Consider the following 12,819-nt stretch of genomic DNA (forward strand, 5'->3'; position numbering starts at 1 on the left):
ATGGACGCACGGCGTCCCCCTTACAAGGAGTCCCACCATGAGTGTCACCCGTTCCAATTTCTACAAATGGGCTGCCGTTGGCGCCGTCGCAGCGGGCGCGCTGTTCACCGCCGCCTCGGCCAATGCCCGCGGCGACGTGAGCTGGTCGGTCGGCATCAGCGCACCTGGCGTCGCGGTCGGCGTGGCGGCTCCCCCGGTGTACTACGCACCGCCGCCGCCCGTCTATTACCGTCCAGCTGCGCCCGTGTACTACGCGCCACCGCCGCCTGTCTATTACCGTCCGGCGCCCGTGTACTACGGTCCGCCGCCTGCGTACTACGGCCCGCCGCGCGGCTACTACCGCCATCACCACCATCGCGACTGGCGTTGATCGCAGACAGCCAAGATTGCCTGCTGTCACATGAAGGAACCGGCCCCGCGGCCGGTTTTTTCATGGCCGTTCCATCGGCGCCTACATCGCCTTGAAGAGGTGGGCGTAGAGGCGGCTGACGGGGATTTTCTCCGTACGGCCGCGCAGGGACAGGTGCAGCTTGCCGCTGTCGTCGCGGTGCACCGATTCGATGGCGTCGCTGCGCACGACGACCGCCCGGTGAACCTGCCAGAACAAGCCGGCGTCGAGTTGCGGCAGCAGCTGCTTCAGCGGCGTGCGGATCAGGTACTCGCGGGAAGCGGTGAGCACGCGCACGTACTTGTCGGCGGCCTCGAAGTACTGCACCTCCTCGACCGGCACCATGCGAACGGTGCTGCCCGCGCTGCCCGCGTCGCTGGCCGCAATCAGCTTGAGGGGTGCTGCACCCGCCAGGCCCGGAAGGGTTGCACCGCCGCCCGCTGCGGCCAGCAGCTGGCGCCACTGCGACAGCGTGCCAGCCAGCGCATCCTCGGCGCTGGGCGCGGGACCGTCGCGCTCCCGTGGCTCCAGCGTCTGGCGCAGCCGCGCGACCGTGCGCCGGAGCCGTTCCGGCTGCACGGGCTTGAGCACATAGTCGATGGCCTGCGCATCGAAAGCCCGGGCGGCATATTCGTCGTAGGCGGTCACAAAAACCAATTGCGGCATCGGCGCCTCGTCGGTGGGCCAGCTGTCGGCCAGCTCCGCGGCGGCGGCCAGGCCATCCTGCCCCGGCATGCGGATGTCGAAGAACAGCACTTGCGGCAGCAGTCGCAATGCCTCGCGCACCGCGCTGTGGCCATCGGCCACGGTGGCGAGCACCTCCAGCTCGGGCCAGGCGGCCGACAGCTCGGCGCGCAGGGCCTGCGCCAGCAGGGGCTCGTCTTCGGCAATGAGGGCAGTCGTCTTCATGGGGGGAGCGGGAAAGTGATGGTGGCGCAGGTGCCGCCGGCCGGGTGCGATGCCAGCTGCAGCGCGCCTTGCGTGCCGTAGACGGTGGCCAGGCGTTCCCGCACCTGCGAGAGGCCGAAGCCTCCGTCCGGGGCCGGAACGCCGGCGCTTTCGGCGATCCCTGCACCGGTGTCGCGCACCTCGACGACCAGGCGCCGGCCTTCGCGCCGCGCGCCGATGACGATCTCGCCGCCCTCGACCTTCGGCTCCAGCCCGTGGCGGATCGCGTTCTCCACCAGCGGCTGCAGCAGCAGCGGCGGCACGGGCACCTCGCGCAGATCATCGGGCAGCTCGAGCCGGTAGGCGAGCCGCGGGCCCATGCGCACGGACATCAGCTCCAGGTAGTCGCCCAGCCGCTGGAACTCGGCCGACAGCGGGTGTGCGAGCGAGCGCGAGCCGCTGAGGGTCACGCGCAGGTAGCTGTTGAGGCGGTCGAGCATGGCCACGGCGCGCGGCGGATCGGTGGCGATCAGCACGCGGAGGTTGGCCAGCGTGTTGAACAGCATGTGCGGCTCGAGCTGGGTTTCCAGCAGCTTGAGGCGCGCATCCGCGGCGTCGCGCTGGGCCAGCGCGATCTCGCCTTCGAGGTACTTGCTCTTGCCGCGGCTGTAGTAGAAGTAGCAGATGACCACGCCGGCCGCCACCGTGATCATGGCCGTGGAGGCCAGCTTGTCCCGCGAGAGGCTCAGCAATTCCAGCATGGGCTTGCCGGTCCAGGCGTCTCCGATCGCGTTGCCGCCCAGGAAGCCGGCCACGATGCCGGCAATGACCAGCGCGATGCCGCGCCAGCCGTGCGGCCAGGGCGTGGCATCGCGGCCGGCGAGCATCAGCCTGCCGACGTCGACCACCAGCCAGCTGATGAGCCCGATCGAGAGCGAATAGACGAATTGCGGCGCCCACGCGCCACGGCCCGAGATCGACAGCGCAACCGCGATGACGCAGCAGAACCCGGCCGTCGAGATGCCGTGCCGCAGAACGTGCCGGAGGTTTTCCGGCGAGAAGTTGCGTGCCGGCGCTTCGTTCACCCGCGGTCTCCGCCGCGCAGCGCCTTGCGTTCGCGTTCGAGCAGACGGTCGTAGAAATTGCCGCCCGGTGCCACGAAGAACACCACGGCGCCGTGAATCAGCAGCCCGAGGCCCCAGCCGAGCAAGGGGTACATGGCCCAGTTCTGCCCCCGCGAGCTCGCCAGGACGACGAGGAACAGGTTGACCAGCACATAGACGGTGGCATGGATGTACCAGCCCATCTTGGCGCCGGCGCGGCGGCGCGCGCGGCGTTCGAGGCGATCCGTGGAGGGGTGAAGGTCGTCGGTCATGTCGGTCTTTCGATGGAACAGGGATTCTTGCGGAAGAAGAAGGGGAACGGCGGAAAAAGCCGCGCCGTATCGATCAGGCGCCGACCGCGGGCAGGGCCCCGGCGGTGTTGCGAATCGCCAGCTTCCAAAGGCGCAGGGTGCGGGCGGCAAAGATGCCGCTGAAGGCGCCGTACAGTGTGCCGATGCCCAGGGCGAAGCCGGTATGGCGCGCCACTTCCGGATGCATCGCCAGCAGCACGCCCACGGCGTACTTCGTGAAGAAGATGCCCATCATCAGCGCCAGCGGCGCGGCGCTTCCGGGCAGGTGGAAGGTGCGGGTCGCGGCGTTGTAACGCGTGGCGGCCGGCAGCGGCCAGCGCTGCACGGTCAGCAGCAGCACGCTGACCGCGCCGGCCCAGCCAAGCAGGGCGACCGGCGAATCGCCGAAGGCCGAGAGCATCCCGAAGAAGGACAACCCGGCCATGGCCACGGGCAGCACCGTCACGCGCACCAGGCTCACGCTGCTGGCGAACATCTGCTTGATGCCCAGCCAGACGAGCAGGGCGAAGAGCACGAATACCCAGCGAGGGGTGTGGGTCAGGATCTGGGTCAGCATCTGCATGGTGTTTCTCCGTTGAAGAGGGTTCGGAAGCGTCGATGGGGGACTGTGCCGAGCGGCCCGCACACCCGCCACGGCCTTGCGACGAACTGCAGTGGACCGGCGCGAGTTGCAATCCGCTGTCGCCGGACGCAATGCGCAACGCCGGCTTTACCGGGGCTTTACGGTTTATGGGAACTGGGCGCTACGATTCGGCGCTCCACTAACGGCTGCTTGCGAACCGCCCCGTTGCCGATGTCCTTCCCTACTTCAGAGCCCCCAGCCACCGCCCCCCTTGCCGAACCGCCGGCGCCGCGGCCGCCTTCGCGCCGCAGGCTTTGGCTGGGGAGCCTGGCCGCGCTGCTGCTCGTGGTGGTCCTGGGCGGCGTCGCCTGGTACCTGATCAAGCGCTCGGGCGAGCCGGTCGCCGGCCGCGCCGGCTTCGGCCCGCCCGGTTCGACCGTCGGCCATGCGGTGGCGCGCCGGGCCGAACTGCCAGTCACCATCGATGCGCTCGGTACCGTGACGCCGCTGGCGACCATCACCCTGAAGCCGCAGGTCGGCGGCGTACTCACCGAGGTGCTCTACACCGAGGGGCAGGCGGTGGCAAAGGGCCAATTGCTGGCCCGCATCGATCCACGGCCCTACGAGCAGGCGCTGATGCAGGCCCAGGGCACGCGCGTGCGCGACGAGGCGCAACTGGAAGCCGCGCGCGTGACGCTGGCGCGCTACCGCACGCTGCTCACCCAGGACTCCATCGCGCGCCAGGACGTGGACACCCAGGCGGCGCTGGTCAAGCAGCTCGAAGGCACGGTGACCACCGATCGGGCCTCCGAGGCCGCGTCCAGGCTCAACGTCGAATACACGCGCATCACCGCGCCGGTGGCCGGGCGCATCGGCCTGCGCACGGTCGATCCCGGCAACACGGTGACGGCCAACGCGGCCACCGGCATCGCGGTGATCACGCAGATGAACCCGATCGACGTGCAGTTCGCCGTGCCGCAGGACCGCCTGCCCGACATCCAGGCCCAGCTCGCCAAGGGCGTGGCGCTGCCGGTCAGGGCGACGGATCGCACGCGCAGCACCACGCTGGACACCGGCACGTTCTCCACGCTCGACAACGTCGTGGACACCAGCACCGGCACCGTCAAGGGCAAGGCTCGCTTCGCCAACGCCCAGACCACGCTGTTTCCGAGCCAGTTCGTCAACGTCCAGATGACGCTGCGCACCGTCGATGCGGTGGTGGTGCCCGTGACGGCCGTGCGCACCGGGCCCACCGGGAGCTATGTCTACGTGATCAACGAGGACCGCACCGTCTCCATGCGGACGGTCAAGCGGGGCGAGTCGACGGTCGAGCTGGCAGCGATCAGCGAGGGCCTCGAGGCCGGCGAGAAGGTGGTCACCGAAGGCGGCGACCGCCTGAAGGAGGGCGCGCAGGTGGTGCTGCAGGGGGACAAGCCGGTGGCCGGCCCGCGCCCTGGCGCCTCCGGTCCGCGGGGCCCGCGCGGCGAGGGCCGGCGCCGGCCTCCGCCGCAGTGAGGCAGCCCCGATGAGCCCGTCGCGCCCCTTCATCGAGCGGCCGGTGGCGACGGCCTTGCTGATGCTTGCGATCGTGCTCGCGGGCCTGGTGGGCTTCCGCTTCCTGCCTCTGGCCGCCCTGCCGCAGGTGGACTACCCGACCATCCAGGTGCAGACCCTGTACCCGGGCGCCAGCCCGGAGGTGATGAGCCGCACCGTCACCGCGCCCCTGGAGCGCCAGTTCGGGCAGATGGCGGGGCTCGACCGCATGAGTTCGGTGAGCTCGAACGGCGTCTCCATCGTCACCCTGCAGTTCGCGCTCGACCAGACGCTGGACGTGGCCGAGCAGCAGGTGCAGGCTGCGATCAACGCCGGCGGTTCGCTGCTGCCGGCCGACCTGCCGGCGCCGCCGGTCTATGCCAAGGTCAATCCGGCCGACGCCCCGATCCTCACGCTGGCCGTGAGTTCCAGCACCATGCCGCTGACCGAGGTGCAGAACCTCGTCAACACCCGCCTCGCACAGAAGATCAGCCAGGTGGCCGGCGTCGGCCTGGTCTCGCTCTCGGGCGGGCAGCGCCCCGCGGTGCGCATCCAGGCCGACACCAATGCGCTCGCCTCGGTGGGCATCGGCCTGGACACGCTGCGCACCGCGATCGCCGCGGCCAATGCCAACAGCGCCAAGGGCAGCTTCGACGGCCCGCAGCGCGCCTACACCATCAATGCCAACGACCAGCTGGTCGCCGCGGCCGACTACAAGAACCTGATCGTCGCCTGGAAGAACGGCGCGCCCGTGCGCATGACCGATGTCGCGCGCGTGGTGGACGGCGCGGAGAACACGCAACTCGGCGCCTGGGCGGCGGCGCGCCCGGAATCGAAGGACGGGCAGGACGCGGCTGCCCCGGATGCCGGGATCTACCCCGCGATCATTCTCAACGTGCAGCGCCAGCCCGGCGCCAACGTGATCGGCACTGTCGACGCCATCAAGAAGCAGCTGCCGGAACTCCAGGCCTCGCTGCCCGGCGCCCTCAAGGTCGAGGTGCTGAGCGACCGCACCACGGGCATCCGTGCCTCGGTGCACCATGTGCAGCTCGAGCTTGCCCTGGCCGTGGTGCTGGTGGTGCTGGTGATCTTCCTGTTCCTGCACAGCGTGCGCGCCACGGTCATCGCCAGCATCGCGGTGCCGATCTCGCTCATCGGCACGCTGGGCCTCATGTACCTGCTGGGCTACAGCCTCAACAATCTGAGCCTGATGGCGCTGACCATCGCCACCGGCTTCGTGGTGGACGATGCCATCGTCATGATCGAGAACATCGCGCGCTACCTGGAGGAGGGCGATCCGCCCTTCACCGCCGCGCTCAAGGGAGCGACGCAGATCGGCTTCACCATCATCTCGCTGACGGTGTCGCTGGTGGCGGTGCTGATTCCGCTGCTCTTCATGGGCGACGTGGTGGGGCGGCTGTTCCGCGAATTCGCGGTCACGCTGGCGATCACCATCCTGATCTCGGCCGTGGTGTCGCTCACGCTCGTGCCGATGATGTCTGCGCGATGGCTCAAGCCGCAGGCCGAAGAGGGCGGCCGCTTCGGCGCCCGCGTGCAGGATTTCTTCGGGCGCGTGATCGCGCGCTACGACACCTGGCTGCAGTGGGTGCTGCGCCATCAGCCCCTGACGCTGGTCGTGGCGGCACTGACACTGGCGCTGACGGTGCTGCTCTACGTCGCCATTCCCAAAGGCCTGTTCCCCACGCAGGACACCGGGCAGCTGCAGGCGCGCATCGAGGCGGCGCAGGACGTGTCCTATGCGCGCATGGCCGAGCTGCAGAAGGCTGCGGCCGGTGCCATCCTGGCCGACCCCGACGTGCGCAGCCTCAGCTCGGTGGTGGGCGTGGATGCGGCGAACAACACCGCGCTCAACACCGGGCGCATGCTGATCAACCTGCGCTCGGCGCGCGACGACCAGGCTGTTGTGATGCAGCGGCTGCGCGAGCGGGTGAACGCGGTGGCCGGCGTGACGCTCTACCTGCAGCCCACGCAGGATCTGACGATCGATGCCGAGACCGGCCCGACCGAGTTCCGCGTGGCGCTCGAGGGTGTGGACACCACGGTCGTGAATGGTTGGGCGCAGAAGCTGGCAGAGCGGCTGCGCCGCACGCCGCAGGTGCGCAATGCCACCACCGACGCCGGTGCGCAGGGCCTGGCTGCCTACGTCGACATCGACCGCAACACTGCCTCGCGTCTGTCGGTCACGGCCAGCTCGGTCGACGATGCGCTCTACAGCGCTTTCGGCCAGCGCATCGTCTCCACCATCTTTACCGAGACCAACCAGTACCGGGTCATCCTGGAGGCGCAGCGCGAGGCGCTTGCGTCGCCGCAAGGGCTGGGCAACCTGCAGCTGCGCACCGGCGCCGGCACGCCGACGCCGCTGGCCTCGCTGGCCACCGTGCGCGAGCAGCTCGCGCCACTGCAGATCACGCGCGTGGCGCAGTACCCGGCCGCCACGGTGGGCTTCGACACCGCGCCCGGTGTCGCGCTGGGGAAGTCGGTCGCGGCGATTCGCGACGCGGCCAGGGAGATCGCCCTGCCGGCCAGCGTGCGGCTGAACTTTCTGGGCGCGGCCGGCGCCTACGAGAGGTCGCTCACCAACCAGCTCTGGCTGATCCTCGCGGCGGTGGTGTGCGTGTACATCGTGCTGGGCGTGCTCTACGAGAGCTACATCCATCCGCTGACGATCTTGTCGACGCTGCCATCGGCCGGCGTGGGCGCGCTGCTGGCGTTGATGGTGACGGGCAACGACCTCGGGGTGATCGGGATCATCGGCATCATCCTGCTGATCGGCATCGTGAAGAAGAACGCGATCATGATGATCGACTTCGCGATCGACGCCGAGCGGCATGGAGGGAAGTCGCCGCAGGAGGCGATCCACCAGGCCGCGCTGTTGCGCTTCCGGCCGATTCTGATGACGACGCTGGCGGCGTTGTTCGCGGCGCTGCCGTTGATGTTCGGATGGGGCGAGGGCGCGGAGCTGCGGCGGCCCCTGGGGCTTGCGATCTTCGGGGGGCTGGTGGTGAGCCAGGTGCTGACCCTGTTCACGACGCCGGTGATTTATCTGGCCTTCGATCGGATGGGGCGCAGGTTCGGGGGGAAGCGCGATGCCGCGCACGCCGCTTGAGGGCCGCAGATGAACCTCTCCCGCCCCTTCGTCGAACGCCCCATCGCCACCGTCCTCCTGACCATCGGCATTGCCCTGGCCGGGATCGTCGCCTTCTTCGCCCTGCCGGTCTCTCCGCTCCCACAGGTCGACTACCCCACCATCTCCGTCCAGGCGAGCCTGGCCGGCGCCAGCCCGAGCACCATGGCCTCGAGCGTGGCGACGCCGCTGGAGCGCAGGCTGGGCATCATTCCAGGCGTCAATGAACTGACCTCGACCAGCTCCAACGGCTCCGCGCGGATCACGCTGCAGTTCGACCTCAGGCGCAACATCGACAGTGCCGCGCGCGAGGTGCAGGCCGCCATCAACGCTGCCCGTGCCGACCTGCCCGCCACGCTGCGCAGCAACCCGACCTACCGCAAGCGAAACCCGGCCTCGGCGCCCGTGATGATCCTGGCGCTTACCTCCAAGACGCGCACGCCAGGCCAGATCTACGAGGCGGTGTCCAACATCGTGAGCCAGCGCCTGTCGCAGGTCGAAGGCGTGGGCGAGGTCGAGATCGGCGGCGGCTCGCTGCCGGCGGTGCGGGTGGAGCTGGAGCCCTTCTCGCTGAACCGCATGGGCATCAGCACCGAGGACGTGCGCGCCGCGATCCAGGCCAACAATGCGAACCGGCCCAAGGGCGCGATCGAGAGCGGCGACCGCCGGCTGCAGATCTACACGCCTGCGCCCGGCCGCCGGGCCGCCGACTACCGCGACCTGGTGATCGCCTGGCGCAACAACGCGCCGGTTCGCCTGGGCGATGTCGCCCGCGTCATCGACAGCGTCGAGAACACCCGCACGCTGGGCCTCTTCAACGGCGAGCCGGCGGTGGTGATACTGGTCACGCAGGCGCCGGGCGCCAACATCATCGAAACGGTGGACGGTATCCGCGACCTGATGCCCGAGCTGCGCGCGCAGCTGCCGCAGGACATCGACATCCAGATCGCTTCTGACCGGACCAACTCGATCCGCGCGTCGCTGCGCGAGATCGAGACCACGCTGATGATCTCGATCGTGCTGGTGGTGCTGGTGGTGGGCCTCTTTTTGCGGAAGGCACGCGCCACCATCATTCCGGCGGTGGCGACGGTCGTCTCGTTGCTCGGCACCTTCGTCGTGATGCGCCTGCTGGGCTTCAGCCTCAACAACCTGAGCCTGATGGCGCTCACCGTGGCCACCGGGTTCGTCGTCGACGATGCGATCGTGGTGCTGGAGAACACGGCACGCCATGTCGAGGCCGGCATGAAGCGCATGGAAGCGGCGCTGCGTGGCGCGCGCGAGGTGGGCTTCACCGTGTTGTCGATCAGTCTGTCGCTCGTGGCGGTGTTCATCCCGCTGCTGTTCATGGGCGGGCAGGTGGGGCGGCTGTTCCGCGAGTTCGCCGTGACGCTCTCGGCTTCGGTGCTGATCTCTCTGGTGATCTCGCTGACCACCACACCCATGCTGTGCGCCATGCTGTTGCGCAGCGAAGCGGAAGAACCCAGGACGAAGCGGGGCCGCGTGCTGAGCTGGCTGGGCAGCCGCTTCGAACGCGCCTGGAACTGGACCTTGCGCGTCTACGCCCACAGCCTCGACTGGGCGCTTGCCAGCAAGGGCGTGGTGATGTTGGTGCTGCTGGCAGTGATCGGCCTCAACGTCTACCTCTTCAACGCCATTCCCAAGGGCTATTTTCCGCAGCAGGACAACGGCCAGCTCAACGCCGGCATCCGGGCCGACCAGAGCATCTCCTCGGTGGCCGTCGCCGACAAGCTGCGCCAGGCGGTGGACATCATCCGCAAGGACCCGGCGGTGGCAACCGTGGTCGGCTTCTCCGGTGGAGGTCGCGCGGGTGGCGGCTTCATGTTCGTCAACCTGAAGCCGCTGGGGCAGCGCACCGAGAAGACGCAGGCTGTCATCGACCGCCTGCGCCCGCAGCTCGGCCAGCTCACCGGCCTGCGCGTGTTCCTGTTCCCGGTGCAGGACCTGCGCATGGGCGGGCGTTCCAGCAACTCGAGCTACCAGTACACGCTCAAGAGCGACAACCTCGAGGACCTGCGCAAGTGGACCGGCAAGCTCGCCGAACGGCTGCGCCAGGAGACCGCGCTCACCGACATCGACAGCGACGACGCGGCCAACGGCGTCGAGACCTTCGTCGAAGTGGACCGCGACGCCGCGGCGCGACTGGGCGTGACCTCGAGCGCGGTCGACAGCGCGCTCTACAACGCCTACGGGCAGCGCTCGGTCGGGACCATCTACGACGAGCTCAACCAGTATTCGGTGATCATGGAGTGGGCCCCGCGATTCCAGCGCGCGCCGATTGCGCTGAAGGACCTCTACGTGCCCTCGACGCTCAATGCGGTTGCCAACGCGAGCGGCGCGACCACCGTCACCACGCTCAAGGCCAACACCGACGCAGCGACCGGCACCTCGACCACCACCTCCGCCAACCCGGCCTCGCGCACCTCGTCGGCCGGGCAGCAGATCGCGACGACCACCACGCCGATGGTGCCGCTCGCGGCCTTCGCCAAACTCAGCGAGCGCGCGGTGCCGAGCTCCATCGACCACCAGGACACCGAGCTTGCGAGCACCGTCTCCTTCAGCCTGGCCGAGGGCGTGAGCCTGGCGGATGCGAAGCGCATCGTGGCCCAGGCGGAGGCCGACATCGCGATGCCTGTCAACGTGCGCGGCAGCTTCCAGGGCACGGCACTGGCGGCGCAGCAGTCGCAGGCGCAGCAGCTGTTCCTGATCTTCGCGGCGCTGGTCGTCATCTACATCGTGCTGGGCGTGCTGTACGAGAGCCTGGTGCATCCGATCACCGTGCTGACCACGCTGCCCTCGGCGGGCGTGGGCGCGGTGCTGGCGCTGCTCATGTTCCGGATGGAGTTCTCGATCATTGCGCTGATCGGCGTGTTCCTGCTGATCGGCATCGTCAAGAAGAACGCGATCCTGATCATCGACTTTGCGCTCGAGGCCGAGCGCGCGCGCGGCCTGAGCGCGGTGGAAGCCGTGCGCGAGGCCTGCCTGCTGCGCTTCCGCCCGATCCTGATGACCACACTCGCCGCCGCGCTGGGCGCCTTGCCGCTGGCAGTCGGTTTCGGCGAAGGCGCCGAACTGCGCCAGCCGCTGGGCGTGGCCATCATCGGCGGCCTGATCGCAAGCCAGCTGCTGACGCTGCTGACCACGCCCGTGGTCTATGTGCTGCTCGACAAGCTGCGCCGCCGCCCCGCCAACGAAAAGTACCTGAGCCGCAACGCCTCCGATCCTTCCCTCTCTCCAGCCACCTCTCTGGCTCCTTCTTCGTCTCCCTCTGGGAGCGGGCTGGGCTGAGGGCAGCGGCCCTTGATGACCTCGCAACGACCATGACCGTTCCGAATCCCTTGCTTCAACGCCCTGTTCGCTGCACCGCCGCCGTCCTGTTGACCCTGGCCCTCGCCGCCTGCGCCGTGGGCCCGCGCTACGAGCAGCCCACCACCGCCATGTCCTCAAGTTGGAAAGAGGCGCCCGCCGCCGAAGGCTGGCTTCCCGCCGTCCCCGCCGATGCCCTGGACCGTGGCGAATGGTGGAAGCTGTTCGGCGACCCCGTGCTCGACGACCTGGCCGCCCGCGTGCAGGTCTCCAACCAGAACATCGCCGCTGCGGTGGCCAGCTACACGCAGGCGCAGGCCGTGGTGCGGGAGCAGCGTGCCGCGCTGTTCCCGTCGGTCTCGGCCGGCGGCAGTGCGAACCGTTCGGGCGCGCGCAACAGCTCGCCCGGCAACACCGCCAGTGCCTCGCTGCGCGCCGATTGGGCGCCCGACGTCTGGGGCCGGCTGCGCCTGGCAGTCGGGGGTGCGCAAGCCACTGCCCAGGCCAGCGAGGCTGACCTGGCTGCGGCGCGCCTGTCGGCGATCGGCGCGCTCGCCACCAACTACTTCTCGCTGCGCGAGGCGGATGCCGAGCTGCGTCTGCTGGATGTCACGCTGGAGGGCTACCAGCGCAGCCTGGAGATCGCGCGCAATCGCTACAACGCGGGCATCGTCGCCCAGACCGACGTGCTGCAGGCGCAAACGCTCTACGTCACCACGCAGGCCGAGCGCGTGGCGCTGAAGCGGAACCGCGACACGCTGGAACATGCGATTGCCGTGCTGGTCGGCGCCGCGCCGGCCGACTTCAGCCTGGCCGCGGTCGACTGGACGCCGACCGTGCCTGGTGTTCCGGCAGGCGTGCCTTCGACACTGCTGCAGCGCCGACCCGACATCGCTGCTTCCGAACGCGCGGTCGCGGTGGCCAATGCGCAGATCGGCATTGCGCGCACCGCCTACTTTCCGAGCTTCGGCCTGAGCGGCACGCTCAGCAGCAACGCGAGCCGCGTGGGCGATCTGTTCAATGCCTCGAACACCTTGTGGTCGCTGGGCCTGTCCGTTGCGCAGACGGTGTTCGACGCCGGCGCCATTGGCGCCCAGGTCGACCAGGCGAAGGCGGCGCACGAGGCGGCAGTGGCACGCTATCGCCAGACCGTGCTGACCGCCTTCCAGGACGTCGAGGACCAGCTCACCGCGGGCGCGAGCCTGGCGCAGCAGGAAGGCCTGCGGCGCGAGGCGTCGGCGGCGGCGGATCGCAGCGAGCAGCAGTTCCTGAATCGCTATCGGCAGGGGCAGGTGAGCTACACCGAGGTCGTCACGGCGCAGGTGTCGGCGCTCAATGCACGGCGCACGCTGCTGCAGTTGCAGGTGAGCCGGCAGAGTGCGGCGGCGGCGCTGATTCAGGCCCTCGGTGGAGGATGGCACGCGGAGTGGACGGGGAGTGCGGCGCCGCGCTGATTTCCCGAACGCCGGCGCTCGACCGGGCGTGCCGGAGCGAATCATTTCTCGTTTTTTGTCGCATCTGTCTGACGGCGGAGGCGGGCGTTCCTAGCATTCGGCGGTCGCAGG

At 69.2% G+C, this 12,819-nt stretch carries 9 protein-coding genes; 5 read left to right on the plus strand and 4 right to left on the minus strand.

Annotation, left to right across the window (positions count from 1 at the left end; translation table 11 throughout):
* The first annotated feature begins 37 nt into the window (after nt 1-37).
* Nucleotides 38-370: a hypothetical protein gene (locus tag E5CHR_RS12535; RefSeq protein WP_162580031.1), complete on the plus strand. Its 333-nt coding sequence runs from the start codon at nt 38-40 to the stop codon at nt 368-370.
* A gap of 81 nt (nt 371-451) precedes the next feature.
* On the opposite strand, the gene E5CHR_RS12540 is transcribed toward E5CHR_RS12535, so the two are convergent.
* The 4 genes from E5CHR_RS12540 to E5CHR_RS12555 form a co-directional block, all read right to left on the minus strand.
* Nucleotides 452-1,297, minus strand: a complete 846-nt coding sequence (locus tag E5CHR_RS12540) for a LytR/AlgR family response regulator transcription factor (RefSeq protein WP_162580033.1) — start codon at nt 1,295-1,297, stop codon at nt 452-454.
* Nucleotides 1,294-2,361: a sensor histidine kinase gene (locus E5CHR_RS12545; protein ID WP_162580035.1), complete on the minus strand. Its 1,068-nt coding sequence runs from the start codon at nt 2,359-2,361 to the stop codon at nt 1,294-1,296. The genes E5CHR_RS12540 and E5CHR_RS12545 overlap by 4 nt, the downstream gene beginning before the upstream one ends.
* Nucleotides 2,358-2,651, minus strand: coding sequence for a 2TM domain-containing protein (locus E5CHR_RS12550; protein ID WP_162580037.1), 294 nt, complete (start codon nt 2,649-2,651; stop codon nt 2,358-2,360). Before E5CHR_RS12550 ends, E5CHR_RS12545 begins: the two co-directional genes overlap by 4 nt.
* Before the next feature lie 73 nt (nt 2,652-2,724).
* Nucleotides 2,725-3,252 carry a DUF6622 family protein gene (locus tag E5CHR_RS12555; protein ID WP_332061234.1) on the minus strand — a complete coding sequence of 176 codons (528 nt, stop codon included), beginning with the start codon at nt 3,250-3,252 and terminating at the stop codon, nt 2,725-2,727.
* Nucleotides 3,253-3,483: 231 nt separating this feature from the next.
* Between E5CHR_RS12555 and E5CHR_RS12560 the strand changes: the two genes are divergently transcribed.
* From E5CHR_RS12560 to E5CHR_RS12575, 4 genes are read left to right on the plus strand one after another with little or no spacing between them, the layout of a single operon-like run.
* Nucleotides 3,484-4,767, plus strand: coding sequence for an efflux RND transporter periplasmic adaptor subunit (locus E5CHR_RS12560; protein ID WP_162580039.1), 1,284 nt, complete (start codon nt 3,484-3,486; stop codon nt 4,765-4,767).
* 10 nt (nt 4,768-4,777) lie between these two features.
* Entirely contained in the window at nt 4,778-7,912 is a 3,135-nt protein-coding gene (locus tag E5CHR_RS12565; RefSeq protein ID WP_162580041.1) for an efflux RND transporter permease subunit, read from the plus strand.
* A gap of 9 nt (nt 7,913-7,921) precedes the next feature.
* Entirely contained in the window at nt 7,922-11,236 is a 3,315-nt protein-coding gene (locus tag E5CHR_RS12570; RefSeq protein WP_162580043.1) for an efflux RND transporter permease subunit, read from the plus strand.
* A 32-nt stretch (nt 11,237-11,268) separates the two neighbouring features.
* Nucleotides 11,269-12,708, plus strand: a complete 1,440-nt coding sequence (locus tag E5CHR_RS12575; protein WP_162580045.1) for an efflux transporter outer membrane subunit — start codon at nt 11,269-11,271, stop codon at nt 12,706-12,708.
* Nucleotides 12,709-12,819: the final 111 nt, after the last annotated feature.

The sequence above is a fragment of the Variovorax sp. PBS-H4 genome (assembly GCF_901827205.1).
Classification (GTDB): Bacteria; Pseudomonadota; Gammaproteobacteria; order Burkholderiales; family Burkholderiaceae_C; genus Variovorax.

What these genes read in the sequence shown, in the direction of transcription:
- E5CHR_RS12560 (WP_162580039.1), top strand. Translation starts at nt 3,484, where the DNA reads ATGTCCTTCCCTACTTCAGAGCCCCCAGCCACCGCCCCCCTTGCCGAA.
- E5CHR_RS12535 (WP_162580031.1), top strand. Translation starts at nt 38, where the DNA reads ATGAGTGTCACCCGTTCCAATTTCTACAAATGGGCTGCCGTTGGCGCC.
- E5CHR_RS12555 (WP_332061234.1), bottom strand. Translation starts at nt 3,252, where the DNA reads ATGCAGATGCTGACCCAGATCCTGACCCACACCCCTCGCTGGGTATTC.
- E5CHR_RS12575 (WP_162580045.1), top strand. Translation starts at nt 11,269, where the DNA reads ATGACCGTTCCGAATCCCTTGCTTCAACGCCCTGTTCGCTGCACCGCC.
- E5CHR_RS12540 (WP_162580033.1), bottom strand. Translation starts at nt 1,297, where the DNA reads ATGAAGACGACTGCCCTCATTGCCGAAGACGAGCCCCTGCTGGCGCAG.
- E5CHR_RS12570 (WP_162580043.1), top strand. Translation starts at nt 7,922, where the DNA reads ATGAACCTCTCCCGCCCCTTCGTCGAACGCCCCATCGCCACCGTCCTC.
- E5CHR_RS12550 (WP_162580037.1), bottom strand. Translation starts at nt 2,651, where the DNA reads ATGACCGACGACCTTCACCCCTCCACGGATCGCCTCGAACGCCGCGCG.
- E5CHR_RS12565 (WP_162580041.1), top strand. Translation starts at nt 4,778, where the DNA reads ATGAGCCCGTCGCGCCCCTTCATCGAGCGGCCGGTGGCGACGGCCTTG.